We start from the raw sequence: 18,392 nt of genomic DNA, 5'->3' as shown, positions 1-18,392 counted from the left end.
CGGCATCCGGCGCACGCGGACACGACCACCACCCCGAACTGGCGATCCGCGGCACAAGCTCGCCGAAGTGGCGGTATCCGGCGAACGTGGATACGACCACTACGCCGAACTCGCGATCGGCGACGCCAGCTCGCCGGGCTGGCGGTATCCGGGGCACGCGGACACGACCACTACGCCGAACTCGCGGCCGGCGACGCCAGCTCGCCGGGCTGGCGGTATCCGGGGCACGCGGACACGACCACTACGCCGAACTCGCGATCGGCGACGCCAGCTCGCCGAGCTGGCGGCATCCGGCGCGCGCGGACACGACCACTACGCCGAACTCGCGGCCGGCGACACCAGGTCGCCGAGGTGGCGGCATCCGGCGCGCGCGGACACAACCACCACCCCGAACTGGTGCCTGCCGCTGCCGCTGCCGCGCCCGCTGGAATGGGCTTCCGGTGCGGAGACCGCCTGGAGCCCTGGGGCGAGCAGGCCGAGGCGGCCGTGTTCAGAGGCCGCCGGGGAGGCGGCCGGGAGCCAGGCGGTGGTGCGGGTCCAGGTGAGCCTTGGCGCTGCGCAGGCGCGGCAACGCGGGCAGCTCCCCCCAGAGGTCGACGGTACGGCGCACCGCCGTCGGCGCGGCCACCACCACGCACCGGCCCTGCCGGGCGATCAGGACGCTGCGGACAGCGGTGAGGATCGAGGCGACCCGCTCCGGCGGCAGCGCGCCGGGCAGGGCGGCGTGCACGGCGCCCGTGCCGGCCGAGCCGCGTACCGGCACGGGGGCGCCGGCGGCGTCACGTAGCGCGTAGACGGCGGCGTGCAGGTCGTTGATCGGCACCTCGATGCGCAGCGCGGTGTCGCCGGGCGCGAACGGGTACCGCCCCCACCATTCCGGCGCGTGGTGGCTGACCATCGTCTCGGCGCCGAGGACAGCGGTGAGCCGTGCGGCCCGCTCGGTCACGTCGGCCGGGCCGCCTTCCAGCAGCACCACGAGGCTGCCCGCCGCAGGTCGCCCGGTCACGGCCGGGTGATCGGGTCGGTTGATCACCGACGGGTGTGTCGGCGGGATCCTGCGACGGGGCAGCGGCACCGGTACCGGCAGGTCCAGTTCGACGGCGGCCGGATCGATGTCGGCGGCCAGCACGGCCCGCACCAGGTCGTGCACCTCCAGCGGCGTCCAGACCGGGCGGGACACCCAGAGCCGGCTCGCCGGCACGGCGTGCACCCGCATGGTGGCCGAGACCAGCACCCCGAGCCCGCCCTGCGAGCCGCAGAGCAGCCGGGCCACGTCCAGCCCGGGCATCCCACCCCGACCGAGGATCGCGTCGCCGCCACCGCGACCCGGATCTCCGCCGGCACTGCCCTGCGGACCGCCGGCACCCCAGCCCGCACCAGCCGCCGGATCTCCGACATCCCAGCCGGGACCGCCCGCCAGACCGCCGGCACCCCAGCCGGGACCGTCCGCCGCACCGCCAAGCCCAGAGCCGGCACCGCCCATGCCAGCACCAGCACCAGCACCAGCAGCGGCACCAGCAGCGCCATCGCCCGTCGGAGCGCGTCCGCCCGGTCGGCCACCGCCAACACCCGGGGCGGCCCGGCCGAGCGCCGCCGTGCCGGACTCTCCGATGCTCACCAGCTCGCCGTCGGCGTCGAGGTAGCGCACGCCGATGAGCTGGGCGCACGGGCTGCCGTGCCGGTGGCGAAGCGGGCCGGACTCGTCGGCGGCGAGCACCCCGCCGAGCGTCGCCCCCGGCGAAGGCGCGTCGACCGGCAGCCGCCGGTTGGTGCGTGCCAGCGTGGCCTGGACCGCGCGCATCGGCGTACCGGCGCCGATCTCGGCCACCGCCGCGTCGCGCGGCTCGTGCCAGACCCCGGCGAGGCGGCCGGTGTCGAGCATGATGTCCACCTGCGCCGGAGCGGCACCCCAGTCGATCTTCGTGCCGGCGCCGCGCGGCACCACTGTCAGGTCGTACGCGGCGGCCAGCCGCAACACCTCGGCGGCGGCGTGCGGGCCGCCCGGCACCGCCACCCAACGGGCGGTACGCCCGGCCACCTCGTCGGCCGGGCCGGCGAAGCGGGCGAACGGCGAACCGCAGATCTCCGCCAGCTTCCGGGTGATGTCGAGGGCTCCGGGTCGGTTGGTGGAACGAGCTGCATCCGCCATGGCGGTCATCGTACACATGTTCGAAAGTCCTGGCGGCGAGTCGTCGGATTCGCGCGGCGGGCGGCCCCGGCGGTGGCCCGGCGCCCGGTAACGTGGCGCCGTGACCGAAACCCCACTGCCCGTCGCCAAGCGCGTCCCGACCGAGCGCGTCCATCACGGTGACACAGTCCTCGACGAGTACGCCTGGCTCGCCACGAAGGACGACCCGGACACGATCGCCTACCTGGACGCCGAGAACGCGTACACCGAGGCGCGCACCGCCCACCTGGCCGAGCTGCGCGCGGAGCTGTTCGAGGAGACGCGCCGGCGCACCCAGGAGACCGACCTGTCGGTGCCGACCCGCAAGGACGGTCACTGGTACTACACCCGCACGGTCGAGGGGCAGCAGTACGGCGTGCAGTGCCGCCGCGCGGTCCGCCCCGGCGAGACCGCGCCCCCGGTCAGCGCGGACGGCGCGCCGCTCGACGGCGAGGAGGTGCTGCTCGACGGCAACCAGCTCGCCGAGGGGCACGACTTCTTCTCGCTCGGCGCGTTCGACGTCAGCCCGGACGGCCGCTGGCTGGCCTACTCGACCGACTTCTCCGGCGACGAGCGCTTCACGCTGCGGATCAAGGACCTGACCACCGGCGAGTCGCTGCCGGACGAGGTGCCGGACACGTTCTACGGCACGGCGTGGTCGAGCGACGCCTCGACGCTGTTCTACGTCACTGTGGACGAGGCGTGGCGGCCGAACCGGGTCTGGCGGCACACCGTCGGCACGCCGTCCACCGAGGACGTGGTGGTCTACCAGGAGGACGACGAGCGGTTCTGGGTCGGCGTCGAGCTGACCCGCTCCGAGCGCTTCGTGGTGATCGACATCCACAGCAAGATCACCAGCGAGGTGCGGGTGATCCCGGCGGCCAACCCGACCGGCGAGCCCGCCGTCGTGGCCCCGCGGCGTCAGGGCATCGAGTACGCGGTGGAGCACCACGGCCACCGCTTCCTGATCCTGCACAACGACGGCGCGGAGGACTTCGCGCTCGCGTACACCTCGGCGGACGCGCCGGGCGACTGGACGCCGCTGATCCCGCACACGCCCGGCACCCGGCTTGAGGCGGTCGACGCGTTCGAGAACCACCTCGTGGTCTCGCTGCGTACCAACGGGCTGACCGGTCTGCGGGTGCTGCCGGTCGGCAGCGACGACAGCTGGGACATCGACTTCCCCGAACCGATCTACAGCGTCGGCCTGGACGCGAATCCGGAGTACCGCACGAACGAGGTGCGGCTGCGCTACACCTCGCTCGTCACCCCGGACTCGGTCTACGACTACGACCTGGTCACCCGGGAGCTGACGCTGCGGCGGCAGAAGCCGGTACGCCCCGGGCCGGACGGGCGGCCGTACGACCCGGCCGACTACGAGCAGCACCGGGACTGGGCGCTCGCCGACGACGGCACCCGGGTGCCGATCTCGCTCGTGTGCCGCCGGGACACCCCACGTGACGGCTCGGCGCCCGCCGTCATCTACGGCTACGGGTCGTACGAGGCGAGCATGGACCCGTGGTTCTCGATCGCCCGGCTGAGCCTGCTCGACCGCGGCGTGATCTTCGCGGTGGCGCACATCCGGGGCGGCGGCGAGCTGGGCCGGCGCTGGTACGACGAGGGCAAGCTGCTGGCCAAGAAGAACACGTTCACCGACTTCGTGGCCTGCGCCCGGCACCTGGTCAAGGCGGGCTGGACGGCCGGCGACCGGCTGGTCGCCCGGGGCGCGTCGGCCGGTGGCCTGCTGATGGGCGCGGTGGCGAACCTCGCCCCGGACGCGTTCACCGGGATCGTCGCGCAGGTGCCGTTCGTGGACGCGCTCACCTCGATCCTCGACCCGTCGCTGCCGCTGACGGTCACCGAGTGGGAGGAGTGGGGCAACCCGCTGGACGACCCCGAGGTCTACGCGTACATGAAGTCGTACACGCCGTACGAGAACGTCACCGCCGCCGACTACCCGGCCATCCTGGCGGTGACCAGCCTCAACGACACCCGGGTGCTCTACCACGAGCCGGCCAAGTGGATCGCCCGGTTGCGCGCGACCGCGCCGCAGGGCGACTACCTGCTCAAGACCGAGATGGGCGCGGGTCACGGAGGGCCGAGCGGCCGGTACGACTCGTGGCGCGAGGAGGCGTTCGTCAACGCCTGGATCCTGGACCGCGTCGGCCGCGCGTGAAGGAAGGGCCCCTTATTAACAGACGTCTGTTAATAAGGGGCCCTTCCTTACACCTCGGCGAGCGCGGCGGACAGCACGTGCGGGTCGGCGTTGCCGCCGGTCACGACCGCGACGGTACGGCCGGCCGGCAGCTCGCCACCGTGGAAGAGCCGGGCGGCCAGGGCGATCGCGCCGCTCGGCTCGGCCACCAGTCGCGCGTCCCGGATCAGCCGGCCGGTGGCCGCCTTGATCTCGTCCTCGGTCACCGTGACGATGCCGTCGAGCCGATCCCGCAGGTGGGCCAGCGTCAACGCGGACAGGCTGGTCCGCAGCCCGTCGGCACACGTCCGATAGGTGCGTTCGACGTCCCAGACGACCACCTCACCGGCGGCGAGCGATTCCCGGGCGTCGGCTGCGAACGCCGGCTCCACGCCGATCACGGCGGCGGACGGGCGCAGCGCCTTGACCGCCGTGGCCACACCCGAGCCGAGCCCGCCGCCGCCCACCGGCACCAGCACCACGTCCACGTCCGGCAGGTCGGCGACGATCTCCAGCCCGACGGTGCCCTGGCCAGCGATGATCGCCGGATGGTCGAACGGTGGCAGCAGCGTCGCGCCGGTCTCGGCCACGATCCGTTCCGCCTCGGCGAGGCGGCGGACCGGCGGCACCAGCCGTACGTCCGCGCCCAGCGCCCGCATCCGGGCCACCTTGACCTCCGGCGCGCCCTCGGGGACCACCACCGTGCAGGGCACGTCGAGGGCGCGGGCCGCGTACGCCAGGGCCTGCCCGTGGTTTCCCGACGAGTGGGTGACCACGCCCCGCGACCGGGTCGCCGGATCGAGCCGGGCCACCGCGTGGGTGGCGCCGCGCAGCTTGAACGACCCCACCGGTTGCAGGTTCTCCGGCTTGAGCCACAGCTGATCGTCCCAGAGCACCGGCACCAACGGGGTCCGCAGCACGGTGCCGGCCACGTCCTCGGCGGCGGCCCGGACGTCGGCGATCGAGATCAGCTCCATCGCATCAACCTAGACTGCCGGGATGAGCGACGAGGAGCCCTCGGCGGCGCGACGGGGACCGACCTGGCTGGTCCTCGTGGTGGTCGCCGCCGCGCTTGTCGTCTGCTGCTGCTCGACGGTGATCGGGCTGGTGGTCGCCGGCTCCGCCGGCCTGCTCGGCCGCTGACCGCCGGGCCGGACGCCGGCCGTCCCGGCCCGGCGGGCACGGCCGTCCGTGCGGCTCGCCGCCCCGTGCCGGCGAGCAACAGCGGAAGTACGGGCCACCGAGCCATCCGGTACGCGGACCGGCGCACCGCGGCCGAACGGCCCGCGCGGGACCACGCGGGCCGTTCGGGTCAGCGGGTCCAGGCCGGGTTCCGCCCGGCCCGGCCGAGCAGCGCGTCCATGCTGGTCGGCGCCGCCTCGGTGGGCACCGGTGGGCCGAACGCGCCCATCTTCTGCCCCGTGTCGCCCATGCGGTCCATGAACTCGTGCCCCGCCGACACCACTGCGGGGTCCACTGTCAGCTCCTGGCCGGTGGCGCGGGCCAGGTCCCACCCGTGCACCGTCAGGTCGATCAGGGCCATCGACCCGACCGTCTCCTGTGGCAGCCCCATGCCCGGCGAGACGCCCTCCAGCGCGGCCGGGTCGGACCATGCCTCGGTCAACCGGGCCGTCTCGGCCGCGAACCGGTCCCGCCAGCCGTCGGTCAGGTGGTCGGTCTTGCCGGACCAGTCCACCGTGTCCCGGCGGGCCAGCGCCTGGAAGTTGACCACCACGTCGAACAGGTGGCCGAGCAGGTCGCGCACCGTGTAGTCGGGGCATGGGGTGGGCAGGCCGAGCTGCTCGTCGGAGATGCCGCGAACCACAGCGACCGTACGCGGCGCCGCGACGGCGAGCAGCTCACTAGTCTTCGTGCTCATAGGGGCAGCCTAGGAGGGTGGTATTGAAGAAATGCGACACGAACCGCGGCGTGACAACCGGGGCATCCTCGATCCGGGCCGGATGCGCCGGCAGGTCCGGTTCCGGCGCCGGATGGCCGACCCGGCGTTGCGCCGGTGGGTGGAGCACTACTGGCTGATCGACTGGGATCTGGACGAGCCGTTCGAGCAACGGGTGGTGCCGCACCCGACCGTGAACGTGGTGTTCCAGGCGCAGGACGGCGCGGCCGAACACGGTGAGATCGCGGGCGTCGACACCGGCCTGTTCGCCATCACGCTGCACGGCGTCGGCCGGGTCTCCGGCGTCCAGTTCCGCCCGGGCGGCTTCCGGCCGTTCTGGCGGCGTCCGGTCGCCGAGCTGACCGGCCGGCGCGTACCGATCACCGACGGGCCGATCTGCCCGGGGACCGACGACGAGCGCTGCGCGAGGCTGGACGAGCTGCTGACCTCGTGGTCGCCGGTGGCGGATCCGCTCAACGCGGAGGCCACCGCGCTGGTCGAGGAGATCCGCGCCGACCGGACCGTGCTGCGGGTGACCGACTTCGCGCGGCGGCGGGGCGTCTCCGTCCGCCGGCTCCAGCGCCTCTTCCTCGACCACGTCGGCGTCGGTCCGAAGTGGGTGATCCGCCGCTACCGGCTCCAGGAGGCGATCGAACAGGCCGCCGCCGGGCCGCTGGACTGGTCGCGGGTCGCCGCCGACCTGGGGTACGCCGACCAGGCCCACCTGGTCCGCGAGTTCACCGCCGTCGCCGGGGTCTCGCCCGCGGCGTACGCCCGCTCGCTGGCTGCCCTGCAGCAGTGACGCGGGTCAGGCCCTGCCGAGCGCGGGCCAACCCCCACTCCGTGCGGTGACGCACGGTGACAGTCGGCGGGGGCGGTGGACCTCGCCTCGCGGCGACTTTGCTCTGCACCCACTGACGCAGCGCTTACTTACGGTGACGGTAGCCGCGCGACGCCGCCAACCATGGTCAACAGGAAGCACCTGGTCAGAAACCTGCTGCGCCGATGGCTGCAGAGCAAAGTCGGCAGCAAGCCCACTCGCTCACCCAGCGGTGATGGTCACTCAACGTGACAGGCAGCTCGGCTACGTTACGTAACAGGGAACGCGCGTCAGCGGCGGCGGACCGCGACCACCGCCACGTCGTCCTGGATCTCGGGTGGCGCCAGCTCGACCAGCAGTCGCTGGCAGAACTCGTCCAGGTTGTCGTCCACCCGGGCGGCGGCCACACCGAGCGCCGCCATCCCGTCGTCGATGGTGGCGTCCCGTCGCTCGATCAGCCCGTCGGTGTAGAGCACGAGCGTCGCCCCGGCGGGAAGCACGAACTCCAGGTCCGGCGGGCGCGGCGCACGCACGCCGAGCAGCGGCGCGGACTGCGACACGAATTCGACCCGGCCGTCGCGACTCAGCAACGCCGGCAGGTGCCCGGCACTGGCCAGCCGGACCAGCCCGGTCGGCGGGTGGAGCAGCAGCACGCAGATGGTGGCCAGCTCGGTCGGCAGCAGGTTGCGCATCAGCTCGTTGACCCGGTCCAGGATCACCCCGGGCTGATGGCCCTCGACCGCGTACGCGCGCACCGCGTGCCGCAACTCGGCCATCACGGTGGCGGCGTGCAGCGAGTGCCCGGCCACGTCACCGATCGCCACCAGCAGGTGCCCGTCGAGCATCACCAGCTCGTAGAAGTCGCCGCCCACCTCGGTCTGCGCGCTCGCCGGCTCGTACCGCACGGCCAGGTCCAGGCCCACGACGTCGGGCAGGCGCTGCGGCAGCAGGCTGCGCTGCAACGTCACAGCGATGCGGTGCTCCTCGTCGAAGGACCGCTGCGCCTCCACCGCCGAGGCGACGGCCTGGGCGAGCTGCACCAGCACCGGCGTACGGACGGTCTGGGTGGCGGTCGGCACCACCACGTACAGCGGGGCCCGGTCCTCCCGCAGCCGGGAGGCGGCCACCGTCACCGTGTCCCCGTCCGGCCAGCCCGTCAGCGCCCAGTTGCCCGGGTCGTCGACGCGTACCCGGGTGCCGATCGGCACTCCGGTGTCGTCCACCACCCACGGCACGATCCTGGCCGGCGTGTGCGGGTCGACCGCCACCCCGGCCAGGCAGTCCCCGTCGAACGTCTCGGCGACCACCGCCGCGGGGGCCTTGAAGATCCGTGCCGCGCCGCTCGCGGCCGCCTCCAGCAGCCGGACGAAGTTCGGCGTCGCGTGCATCTCCACTGTGGCGTCGGCGAGCGCGGCGAGCCGCTCGGCGAGCTGCTCGGCACGCAGCCGGGCCTGGTAGTAGCGCAGCACCGCGTGCGCGGTGGCGACCAGTTCCTCCGGCTCGATCGGCTCGGCCAGGTAGGCGTCCGCGCCCCGGGTGAGACCCTGGGCCCGGTCGACCACGTCCACCGCGTGGGCGGAGACGTGGATGACCGGGATGTACGGGTGCGTTTCCTTGATCCGTTCGCACACCTCGAAGCCGCTCATGTCGGGCAGCCGCACGTCGAGCACCACGAGGTCGACGTGCTCCCGGGCCACTCGGTCCAGCGCCTCCGTGCCGTTCTCGGCCTCGATGGTGACGAAACCGGCCCGGGTGAGCCAGTTCACCAGCAGGTACCGCTTGGGGCCGCTGTCGTCGACCACCAGCACGGTAACCGCCCCGCTGTCCACCGTCACGCTCCGCCCGCGGGAAGGAACACTGTGAACGTGCTGCCCCGGCCGGTTTCGCTCCTCAGCTCCAGCGTCCCGCCGAGCAGGGTGACCAGCCGCCGTGCGTACGGCAGGCCGAGCCCGGTGCCGCCGACCCGCGTCGTGCCGGGCACCTGGTAGAACTCCTCGAAGATCCGCTCGTGCAGTTCGGGCGGGATCCCGACGCCGGTGTCGGTGACCGAGAGCGTCCACTGCTCGCCCCGGCGCTCGGCGCGCAGGCGTACCTCGCCGCGCTCGGTGAACTTCAGGCCGTTGTGCAGCAGGTTGCGCAGCACCTGGGCGAGCAGCACCTCGTCCGAGCGGAGCGTCGCCGGGGCCGGCGGCTCCTCGACCACCAGCTCCACCTCGGAGCGGGTGGTGAGCGCCCGCAGCGTGCCGCGCAGCTGCCCGAACACCGCGCGCAGGTCGACCTCGGACCACTCCGGCTCGATCCGGCCCGACTCCGCCTTCGCCAGGTCGAGCAGCTCGTTCACCAGCCCCAGCAGGTCGCCCGCCGAGGACCGGATCAGCCCCACCTGGCGGGCCTGCTCGCCGGTGAGGGGGTCGGAGGCGGAGTCGGCGAGCAGCCGGGCCAGTCCGATGATCGCGGTGACCGGCGCGCGCAGCTCGTGGCTGACGTTGGCCAGGAACCGGCTCTTCGACTCGCTCGCGGCCCGCAGCTGCGCGGACTTCTCCTCCAGCTCGGCGTAGAGCGCCACCACGCCCCGGTTGGTCTCCTCCAGCTCCTCGGTGAGCTGGTTGTAGAGCGCCATCACGCCCCGGTTGGTCTCCTGCAGTTCGGAGTTGAGCACCTCCAGCTCGTCGCGCTGGCTGCGTACCTCGTCGAGGGCCGTGATGAGCTGGGAGTTCTGCGCGGCCAACTCGTCCAGCGCGGAGCCCGGAGCACGCTCGGCCAGCTCGGCCCGGAGCCGGCCGGCGCGTTCCGGCGTCAGCTCCTCGGCGTGGTCGGGCACCCGTCTGGACATCCTCACGACGGTATCGCCCTCGACGGCCACCACCCGCAACGTGTCCACCAGACGCGCGACGGCGCCGGACTGCGGCTCGTACCGGCCGCCGGGCAGCGGACGCAGCGGTGACAGGTCCACCTGAAGCACCCTGCGGCCCACGGCGTCCCGGTCGAGGGCGAACGTGACGTCCGCGCCGTCGGACCCGCGCAGCAGCTCCCGGGCCACCTCGCTCAGCGCGGTCGCGATCCGCACCTGGTCCTGGTGTTCCAGCCCGACCGCCGCGGCCACCTCCCTGCCGCGCTGCCGGACCAGGAAGATGTCCTGCTCGACGCGGAGCGCGAGGTGCAGAAGGGGTTCGGTCATGCCGCCCCCCGCGCCACCAGGACGCAGGCGTCGTCGCGGCGGGTGCCGGCGTCACGCAGCAGCGTCGCGGCGGTCAGCAACGGGTTGCGCCCGGCCAGCCCGGGGTAGTCGTCCAGGTCCCAGCGATCCACCACCCCGTCACTGTGCATGACCAGGGTGGCGTCGCGCGAGAAGGGGTAGTCGTACCCGCGGATCGTCGGACGCTGGTGCCCCGCGATGCCCGGCAGCGAGACCAGCCCGCGCCGCCGCTCGCCCGGTGTGACGATCATCGCGGCGATGTTGCCCAGGCCGGCGTAGCGGAGCAGCCCGGCGGCGGGATCCGGTTCGGCCACCGCGAGCGCCGCGCCCCGGGTGTGCGACATGGAGGCGTGCAGGTGCCGCACCACCACGTCCGGCGGCCCGTCGGGCGCGGAGCGGAACGCGGACACGGCGGCCCCGGTCGCGGCGGCGGCCAGTGGCCCGTGGCCGAGGCCGTCGGAGACCAGCACCTGGCGGCGGCCGTCGACCTCGCGGACCGCGTACCCGTCGCCGCTGCTCTGCTCCCCCGTGATCGGCCGGGCCAGTGCGCCCGCCCAGTCCGGATCCGGCGGTGCGACGTCCCAGAGCTGGACGACCAGGACGGTGCCCCGGCCGGGCATCGAGTAGCCGTCGAACCGGCTCGCCTGCCGGACGATCGCGCCGAGGCCGATGCCGAGCGTGCCGGCGGTGGAGTGGCCGTCGACCGAGGAGAGCGTGAGGTCGGCCATGCCAGGGCCGGAGTCGATGGCCACCAGCTCCACCCCGGCCAGTCCGGCCCGGCGCGCCGGACGCATCAGGAGCGCGCCCTCGCGGGCGTGCTTGACCAGGTTGCTGGTGATCTCGGCGGTGACGATGGCCAGGTCCGCGACACGTTCGGCGCTCATTTCGAGCTGCCGGCCGAGACGCTCGGCGACCCGGCGTACGCCGCCGGCGGTCGCGCCGTTGTCGATCCGGAACCACATCCCGTGGTCGGGGACCACGTCGCCGATCATCGCGACCACTTGGTGACGGTGATCCGCGTCCCCTCGCCGACAGCCGTCTGGATGTCGAAGTCGTCCACGAGCCGGCGGGCCCCGCTGAGCCCGAGGCCCAGTCCGCCCCCGGTGGTGTAGCCGTCGGTCAGCGCCAGGTCGAGGTCGGGGATGCCCGGACCCTCGTCGGCGAAGAGGATCCGCACGCCGCGCCGTCGCCCGTCGGAGACGGTGCTCACCTCGGCGCGGCCCCCGCCGCCGTAGATCAGCGTGTTGCGGGCCAGCTCGCTGGCGGCGGTCACCAGCTTCGTCTGGTCGACCAGGGAGAGCCGGACCGCGACGGCGGTGGTACGCACCAACTGCCGGACCCGTACCACGTCCTCGTCGCTGCGGATCGCCTGCGTCGCCGGCACGCCGAGGTCGACGCCGGTGGTCATGCCGTCGCCGTCGTGTCGGTGCCCTCTTCGTCGGCCGCCTCGTCCCACTCGTCGGCGCGGCTCGCCGCGATCAGCTCCATGCCGCGTTCGACGTTCAACGCGGTACGGATGCCGTTGAGTGACAGCCCCAGCTCGACGAGCGTGATGGCGACGGCCGGGCGCATGCCGACCACCACCGTCTCGGCGTCCAGCACCTTGGAGATGGAAGCGATGGTGGAGAGCATCCGGCCGACGAACGAGTCGACGATGTCCAGCGCCGTGATGTCGATGATCACGCCGTGGCAGCCGGTGGCGACGATCCGCTCGGCCAGGTCCTCCTGCAGCTGGATCGCTGTCTGGTCGGACATGTCGACCTGGATGGAGACCAGCAGGATGTCGCCGATCTTGAGGATCGGCACCCGTTCCATCAGGACTCCCGGCGCGGGCGGCGAGCGGTGGTCTCAACCCCGGTCAGGCGCAGCACGTGGCGCAGCGCGTCGGCGAGGCTCGCCTTGGTCGCGATGTCGCCGAACTCGATGCCGAGGGCCACGATCGTCTGGGCGATCTGCGGCCGAATGCCGGAGATGATGCAGTCGGCGCCCATCAGCCGGGCGGCCACCACGGTCTTGAGGATGTGCTGCGCGACCTGGGTGTCCACCGCCGGCACGCCGGTGATGTCGATGATCGCGTACGGCGACCCGGTGTCGACCAGGGTCTGGAGCAGCCGCTCCATCACGACCTGGGCGCGCGCCGAGTCCAGCGTCCCGACCAGCGGGACGGCGACCACGCCCTCCCAGAGCTTGACCACCGGGGTGGAGAGCTCCAGCAACTGCTCCGCCTGGTCGGCGATCAGGCTCTCGCGGGCCCGGACGAACGTCTCGAAGGTGAACAGGCCCATCTGGTCGACGAGCGCGGAGTAGGTGACGAAGTCACGAAGGGTGTTGTCGCCCTTCTCGTCCTCCATCAGCTCCAGCAGCGAGTCCTTGAACGCGAACACGCTGATCGCGGTCTCGGTCGCGGAGAACCCCTGCCGGGCCCGGTTCGTGGACAGCTCGGACAGCACCGCGCGCAGCTCACCGGCGTGCTCGCCGGCCAGGTCGGAGACGCCATGCCGGCCGGCGTCGATCAGCGCGCGGTGCAGTTCCTGCACCTGGCGGGCCAGCTCGGCCCGGCTCAGACGACCACGCAGCGAACCGGCGACGATCTCGGTCCAGCGACTGGTCAACCGCTCCGCGTGCTCAGTGAGCAGGTGGGCGAGCCGATCACCCTGTTCGGCGCTCAACGCCATGGTTGACCTCCCTGATTTGGACGGGCGGACTCTATCACCGGAGGCTGGCGGACTACTTGTCGCGGAGCAAAGAAATGATCGCCCGCACCTGTACCGCTCCCGTTCTGCGCGGCGGACCCGACGTGGGATACCGTTCCTCCGAACACAGGAGGTCGACGAATGTCCTTGACGGTGCACACGGAACAGCGCGGCGACGTGGTCGTCGTGTCGGTCGCGGGCGAGCTGGACATGGCCACGGCACCGCAACTGCAGGACCAGATCACGGATCTGCTGGACAAGGGACGCAACCGCCTGGTCTTCGACCTGGCCGAGGTGTCGTTCTGCGACTCCACGGGCCTGTCCGTGTTCGTCCGGGCGAAGAACAACTGCGACGAGGCCGGCGGCGTCGTCCGGCTGGCCGCCCCGCAGCGCGGCGTGCTGCGCATCCTCGAGGTCAGCGGGCTGGTCGAGGTGCTGCACACGTACCCGACTGTGGAAGAGGCCGTCGCGGGCGAACCCACCACGACCTCCTCCTGACCGGTCCTGCTCAGCGCTCGTCCTCGATGTAGCGGGGACGGGCGATCACCATGCCCGCCGCCGTCTGCACGGCCAGCGCCACCAGCAGGAAGCCGATCGGGGCGGTCCAGCCGCCGGTCGCCTCGTAGAGGATGCCCACCAGCAGCGGCCCGAGCGCGGCGATGACGTACCCGGTGCTCTGCGCGAACGCGGACAACGCCACGGTGCCCTCGGCGGTCCGGGCGCGCAGCCCGATCGTGGTCAGGATGAGCGGGAACGCCCCCTGGCCGAGTGCCAGCAGCAGCACCCACAGCGGCGCCAGGCCGCGCGGGGCCAGCGCCAGACCGGTGTACGCGGCTGCGGAGAACACGGTGAGTGACAGCACCAGCGGCCGGAGCGTGGCCAGCCGGCCGGCCAGCGTCGGCATCATCAGCGCCACCGGCACGCCCAGCGCGGTCACCCCGGCGAGCAGCAGCCCGGCCGTCTCCGGGCGGTACCCGGCGTCCCGGAAGAGCTGGGCCAGCCAACCCATGATCGCGTACCCGCTGAGCGACTGCGCCCCGAAGTAGACAGCCATGGCCCAGCCGAGCCGGGTCCGCTCCGGGCGCACCCGCGCCGGGGCGGCGACCGCCACCGCCGGGGGCGCGGCCCGTCGCGCGGCGCGGGCCCGCAGCGCCAGCGGCACCCACGGGAGTACGGCCAGCGCGGCCAGCGCGGCCCAGACACCGAGTCCGGCCCGCCAGGAGCCGAAGGCGTGCGCGACCGGCACCGCCGCGGCGGCGGCCACCGTCGTGCCCACCGTCAGGGCCATCGTGTACGCCCCGGTGACCAGCCCGGTGCGGTGCGAGAAGTGCTGCTTGACGAGCATCGGCAGCAGGATGTTCGCCACCGCGATGCCGGCGAGCGCGAGCGCGCTGGTGAGCACGAAGACCGCCGCCGAGCCGGTGAGCGCGCGCAGCACCTGCCCGACGGTGAGCGCCAGCATGGCGAGCACCAGCACCCGGGGCGCGGCCCAGCGGCGGACCAGCCACGGGGTGAGCGCGCCCAGGCCGGCGAACGCGATGGTGGGCAGCGTGGTGACCAGGCCGGCCATGGCCCCGGAGAGACCGAGACCGACCCGGACCTCGTCGAGCAGGGCGCCCAGGCTGGTCACCGCCGCCCGCAGGTTCAGCGCGACCAGCAGCATCCCGGTCAGCACGAGCAGACCACCCCGGACCGCGCGCGGCGCCGGGGTGGGGGTGACCGCGGACGCGACGCCCGGGGCGGGCACTGTCGCGGCGGGCGCAGGTGGCGGAGTCATGACCTCGAACCTACAATCATGGGATGAATTTCGGCATGAGGTGTAACCCGTGACACCCGCCGTGGATTCCGTCGCCGTGCCGCCGCGCGGTCACCGGGTCCGCCAGACCATCGAGCAGCTCCGGGAGCGCATCCTCGGCGGCGAGTGGCCGGTGGGCGGGCGCATCCCCACCGAGCCGCAACTGGTCGCCGAGCTGGGCGTGGGGCGCAACACGGTCCGCGAGGCGGTTCGGGCGCTCGTGCACGCCGGGGTGCTGGCGTGCCGGCAGGGCTCCGGCACCTACGTGGTGTCGACAGACGAGCTGGCGCCGGTGGTGGCCCGCCGGCTCACCGACGACCGGATGACCGAGGTGATCGAGGTCCGGCGCGCGTTCGAGGTGGAGGCAGCCCGGCTCGCCGCGCTGAGGCGTACCCCCGAGGACCTGGCGGCGCTCGACGGCGCGCTCGCGGCCCGGGAGGCCGCCTGGCGCGGCGGCCGGGTGGACGAGTTCGTCGAGGCGGACGCCGCGCTGCACACCGCCGTGGTGGCGGCCGCGCACAACGCCATGCTCGCCGAGCTGTACGCCTCGGTCGGCGCCGCGCTGCGCAGCACTGTGGCCCAGGCGATGGGCGAGGCGCTGACTCCGGAGCGGTACGTGGATCACGGCCGGCTGGTGGAGGCGATCCGGGCCGGCGACCCGCAGCGGGCGGCAATCGAGGCCGGCGCTTTTCTCGAAGGGCCCGCCGGGGGCAGCGGCTGCTGACGCACGCAAAATGTCACTGGCACCCGCTAGCTTCCTGACATGACGGGAGACCCGAAGGAGCAGGTAGTGGCCACGGCATCCTGGCCGGCGCCGTCACCTCCCGATGGTTCCGCGTGAAGACGATCCAGGCGTACCGATACGCCCTCGATCTCACCCCGACGCAGGAACGCGCAGCACTTGCGCACGCCGGAGCCGCCCGTGTGGCGCACAATTGGGCGCTCGCACGAGTCAGAGCAGTGATGTGTCAACGGGCTGCGGAGCGCACCTACGGCATCCCGGATAATCAACTCACCCCGGCGCTGTCGTGGTCGCTTCCAGGGCTGCGCAAGGAATGGAACGCCGCTAAGCGGCAGGTCGCCCCATGGTGGGCGGAGTGCTCCAAAGAAGCGTTCAATACGGGTCTCGACGCACTCGCCCGAGCACTGAGGAACTGGACCCATTCCCGCAGCGGGCACCGAGCCGGCCGACCCGCCGGTTTCCCCCGGTTCAAGTCCCGCCGACGCACTGCGCCGAGCGTTCGCTTCACCACTGGCACGATCCGGGTGGAGTTGGACCGGAAGCATATAGTGCTTCCACGGCTAGGCCGGCTGAAGCTACACGAGTCCGCCCGTAAGCTCGCCCGCCGCATCGACAGCGGGACCGCCCGAATCATGTCCGCCACCGTGCGCCGTGACGGCGGCCGGTGGCACGTGGCCTTCACCTGCGAGGTCGAGCGAACCGATCGCCGCCCGACCCAACCCCTGTCGGTGGTCGGTGTCGACCTTGGCATCAAGCATCTCGCGGTGCTCTCGACCGGTGAGAAGGCACCAAACCCCCAGCACCTGATTGGTGCACAGGCGCGGTTGCGGCGTTTCAGCCGAGCGCTGGCCCGAAAGGCCGGACCGGATCGGTGCGCCAGCCGCCACCCGTCCGGCCGGTGGGAACGGACATCCGCCCGCCTCAGCCGGGCTCACGCACGGGTGAGAAACCTGCGTCGCGACGGGTTGCACAAGCTCACCACCCGCCTCGCCCGAGAACACGGCACGATCGTGCTAGAAGACCTCAACGTCGCCGGGATGCTGCGCAATCGACGGCTGGCGCGGCATATCGCCGATGCCGCTTTTGCCGAACTGCGCCGGCAACTGGCATACAAAGCCGAGTGGTACGGCGGCCAAATGATTCTGGCCGACCGCTGGTATCCCTCATCGAAAACCTGCTCGGGTTGCGGTGCGGCGAAAGCCAAGCTGGCCCTAGCCGAGCGGACCTACATCTGCACAACGTGCGGCCTGGTACTTGATAGGGATCTCAACGCTGCCCGCAATCTGGCCGCCCTAGTCGCGAGTCACACCACCGGGAGTGGTCCGGTGGCTGGACGTGGAGCCGTCCGTAAGACCCAGCATGCTGGGCTGGTGGCAGTGAAGCGTCAACCCGGCGCTGCCTCAGCGGGTCAGACCGGGACCGTCCGGCCGCAAGGCAGGACTACCGATCGCGAGCTCACTAGAGCCGGCGATGGGTAACGGCATAGGTTGTCCCCGACACAGACTCATCAGGGCACGGGAGTACGGATGCTCAAGGGCTTCAAAGACTTCATCATGCGCGGCAACGTCGTCGACCTGGCGGTCGGTGTCGTCATCGGCGCGGCTTTCACAGGCGTGGTGACCCAGCTCACCAAGTCGTTCCTGGAACCGCTGGTACGCGTGTTCATCGCGCTGATCACGGGCAGCAAGAACGGGCTCACCGGCTCGACGCCGACGTTCCGGGGCATCCCGTTCGACTGGGTGGCCTTCGTCAACGCGGTGATCACGTTCGCGCTCACCGCGGCGGCGCTGTACTTCCTCGTCGTCTACCCGATGAACCGGCTCGCCGAGCGGCGCAAGCGCGGCGAGGAGCCGCCGCCCTCGGCCCCGAGCGAGGAGGTCAAGCTGCTCACCGAGATCCGCGACGCGCTGCTCGCCGGCAACCACGGCACGCCGGGCCAGCGCAGCGCCCTGGACGACGTGCTCGGCCGCCGGCAGGAGCCGCCCGCGCCGCGCTGACGCCATAACCGATCGGCCCTCGCGGGAATCCCGCGGGGGCCGACGTGTATCGAACACATGTTCGATAGAGTCCGGGCATGGAGCAGCGCAGGCACTGGTGGAACGGGAAATGGGGACGGCTCGCCCGGCGCGACGTCTTCCTCCGGGTGGACGGCGACCGCTGGCACGTGGAGCAGCGGGCCGGCGGCGCCGAGGGGGTTTCCCGGTTCTACGAGCACGCCAGCGTCGAGGAGGCGGAGGAGACGGTCCGGGCGCTGCTGGACGGCACCGACACCTGGCGCGAGCTGTCCCCCCGCCCGCCGGGCGGCTGGGCCCCGTCCGTTTAGCGTCCGCGTGGCCCGGGAACCGCTGCTGCATGAGCCAGCAGCAGGACACCGTCTCCCGGATCACCACCGGCATGCGGGTGGTCGACTCCGCGGGCGTCGAGGTGGGCACCGTCGATCTCGTCCAGCGCGGCGACCCGGCCGCGGTGACCGTGCAGGCGCCCGCGCCGGTCGACCCGGGCAGCAGCCTGGACGAGCTGATCGAGTCGGCGGCGGTGGAGGAGCCGGACGTACCGGCCGACCTGGCCGCGCGGCTGCTGCGCGACGGCTACCTGAAGGTCTCCACCGATCTGGTCCGCACCGGCGCGGTCTACGTGCTCGCCGACCGGATCGCGGCGGTGAGCGACGGCGCGGTTCGCCTCACCGTTCCGGCCGCGGAGCTTCCCGCCGAGGAGTGACGCCCGCCGAGGTGATGGATTTGTCACCCGTAGTAATAGGTGATCAATGCAAGTTGCCCGGAAAAGCCGCTCGTCGATTCCCTTGCGCAGAGTCTCAATGCCATGACTTTGCGCTTTAATCGCTGATGAACGACTTGATCGTTGATCTTCAAAAACATTGCGCGTGTTCT

19 protein-coding genes are annotated in these 18,392 nt (G+C 72.4%); 9 read left to right on the top strand and 10 right to left on the bottom strand.

Annotated elements, in window-relative coordinates; all coding sequences use genetic code 11:
• Positions 1-490: 490 nt before the first annotated feature.
• The gene (locus MicB006_RS01660) at positions 491-2,149 is read right to left on the bottom strand and encodes an FAD-binding oxidoreductase (protein ID WP_116511075.1); all 1,659 of its coding nucleotides are present in this window, start codon (positions 2,147-2,149) and stop codon (positions 491-493) included.
• A 100-nt stretch (positions 2,150-2,249) separates the two neighbouring features.
• Between MicB006_RS01660 and MicB006_RS01655 the strand changes: the two genes are divergently transcribed.
• Complete coding sequence (locus tag MicB006_RS01655; protein WP_116503379.1) at positions 2,250-4,343, top strand: S9 family peptidase; 2,094 nt, start codon at positions 2,250-2,252, stop codon at positions 4,341-4,343.
• A gap of 47 nt (positions 4,344-4,390) precedes the next feature.
• Here MicB006_RS01655 and MicB006_RS01650 read toward each other — a convergent pair whose 3' ends face one another.
• Positions 4,391-5,338, bottom strand: coding sequence for a threonine/serine dehydratase (locus MicB006_RS01650; RefSeq protein WP_116503378.1), 948 nt, complete (start codon positions 5,336-5,338; stop codon positions 4,391-4,393).
• A gap of 22 nt (positions 5,339-5,360) precedes the next feature.
• On the opposite strand from MicB006_RS01650, the gene MicB006_RS31925 reads away from it, so the two are divergent.
• A complete protein-coding gene (locus MicB006_RS31925) occupies positions 5,361-5,504 on the top strand; it encodes a hypothetical protein (RefSeq protein ID WP_192900171.1) in 144 nt (47 codons plus the stop codon).
• Positions 5,505-5,673: 169 nt separating this feature from the next.
• On the opposite strand, the gene MicB006_RS01645 is transcribed toward MicB006_RS31925, so the two are convergent.
• Positions 5,674-6,240: a TIGR03086 family metal-binding protein gene (locus MicB006_RS01645; protein WP_116503377.1), complete on the bottom strand. Its 567-nt coding sequence runs from the start codon at positions 6,238-6,240 to the stop codon at positions 5,674-5,676.
• A gap of 31 nt (positions 6,241-6,271) precedes the next feature.
• Here MicB006_RS01645 and MicB006_RS01640 point away from each other — a divergent pair, with 31 nt between their 5' ends.
• Positions 6,272-7,060, top strand: coding sequence for an AraC family transcriptional regulator (locus MicB006_RS01640; RefSeq protein WP_116503375.1), 789 nt, complete (start codon positions 6,272-6,274; stop codon positions 7,058-7,060).
• Between the two features lie 308 nt (positions 7,061-7,368).
• On the opposite strand, the gene MicB006_RS01635 is transcribed toward MicB006_RS01640, so the two are convergent.
• The 6 genes from MicB006_RS01635 to MicB006_RS01610 are packed head-to-tail and all read right to left on the bottom strand — an operon-like array spanning position 7,369 to position 12,949.
• Positions 7,369-8,907: a SpoIIE family protein phosphatase gene (locus MicB006_RS01635; RefSeq protein WP_073826524.1), complete on the bottom strand. Its 1,539-nt coding sequence runs from the start codon at positions 8,905-8,907 to the stop codon at positions 7,369-7,371.
• 2 nt (positions 8,908-8,909) lie between these two features.
• Positions 8,910-10,256, bottom strand: coding sequence for a sensor histidine kinase (locus MicB006_RS01630; protein WP_116503373.1), 1,347 nt, complete (start codon positions 10,254-10,256; stop codon positions 8,910-8,912).
• Positions 10,253-11,266 (bottom strand): SpoIIE family protein phosphatase, encoded by a 1,014-nt coding sequence (locus MicB006_RS01625; protein ID WP_116511073.1) that lies wholly within the window; start codon positions 11,264-11,266, stop codon positions 10,253-10,255. The genes MicB006_RS01630 and MicB006_RS01625 overlap by 4 nt, the downstream gene beginning before the upstream one ends.
• Complete coding sequence (locus MicB006_RS01620; RefSeq protein ID WP_073826527.1) at positions 11,263-11,682, bottom strand: ATP-binding protein; 420 nt, start codon at positions 11,680-11,682, stop codon at positions 11,263-11,265. The genes MicB006_RS01625 and MicB006_RS01620 overlap by 4 nt, the downstream gene beginning before the upstream one ends.
• Positions 11,679-12,089, bottom strand: coding sequence for an STAS domain-containing protein (locus tag MicB006_RS01615; RefSeq protein WP_073826529.1), 411 nt, complete (start codon positions 12,087-12,089; stop codon positions 11,679-11,681). Before MicB006_RS01615 ends, MicB006_RS01620 begins: the two co-directional genes overlap by 4 nt.
• The gene (locus MicB006_RS01610) at positions 12,089-12,949 is read right to left on the bottom strand and encodes an STAS domain-containing protein (protein ID WP_116503372.1); all 861 of its coding nucleotides are present in this window, start codon (positions 12,947-12,949) and stop codon (positions 12,089-12,091) included. The genes MicB006_RS01615 and MicB006_RS01610 overlap by 1 nt, the downstream gene beginning before the upstream one ends.
• Positions 12,950-13,108: 159 nt before the next feature.
• Here MicB006_RS01610 and MicB006_RS01605 point away from each other — a divergent pair, with 159 nt between their 5' ends.
• Complete coding sequence (locus MicB006_RS01605; protein WP_073826535.1) at positions 13,109-13,465, top strand: STAS domain-containing protein; 357 nt, start codon at positions 13,109-13,111, stop codon at positions 13,463-13,465.
• A 10-nt stretch (positions 13,466-13,475) separates the two neighbouring features.
• Here the strand turns inward: MicB006_RS01605 and MicB006_RS01600 are convergent, their stop codons facing one another.
• On the bottom strand, positions 13,476-14,744 hold the full coding sequence (locus MicB006_RS01600; protein ID WP_116503370.1) for an MFS transporter: 1,269 nt from the start codon (positions 14,742-14,744) through the stop codon (positions 13,476-13,478).
• 49 nt (positions 14,745-14,793) lie between these two features.
• Between MicB006_RS01600 and MicB006_RS01595 the strand changes: the two genes are divergently transcribed.
• The 5 genes from MicB006_RS01595 (at position 14,794) to MicB006_RS01575 (ending at position 18,222) form a co-directional block, all read left to right on the top strand.
• Positions 14,794-15,486, top strand: coding sequence for a FadR/GntR family transcriptional regulator (locus MicB006_RS01595; protein ID WP_116503368.1), 693 nt, complete (start codon positions 14,794-14,796; stop codon positions 15,484-15,486).
• 113 nt (positions 15,487-15,599) lie between these two features.
• A complete protein-coding gene (gene tnpB, locus MicB006_RS01590) occupies positions 15,600-16,982 on the top strand; it encodes an IS607 family element RNA-guided endonuclease TnpB (protein ID WP_116503366.1) in 1,383 nt (460 codons plus the stop codon).
• A 48-nt stretch (positions 16,983-17,030) separates the two neighbouring features.
• A complete protein-coding gene (gene mscL, locus MicB006_RS01585; RefSeq protein ID WP_073826544.1) occupies positions 17,031-17,501 on the top strand; it encodes a large conductance mechanosensitive channel protein MscL in 471 nt (156 codons plus the stop codon).
• Positions 17,502-17,578: 77 nt separating this feature from the next.
• Entirely contained in the window at positions 17,579-17,827 is a 249-nt protein-coding gene (locus tag MicB006_RS01580; protein ID WP_026268772.1) for a hypothetical protein, read from the top strand.
• Positions 17,828-17,856: 29 nt separating this feature from the next.
• Complete coding sequence (locus MicB006_RS01575; protein WP_116503364.1) at positions 17,857-18,222, top strand: hypothetical protein; 366 nt, start codon at positions 17,857-17,859, stop codon at positions 18,220-18,222.
• The last annotated feature ends 170 nt before the right edge of the window (positions 18,223-18,392 follow it).

Origin of the sequence: Micromonospora sp. B006, from assembly GCF_003408515.1 — a bacterium.
Lineage (GTDB): Bacteria > Actinomycetota > Actinomycetes > Mycobacteriales > Micromonosporaceae > Micromonospora > Micromonospora echinospora_A.
This window is presented reverse-complemented; position numbering and strand designations above follow the sequence as displayed.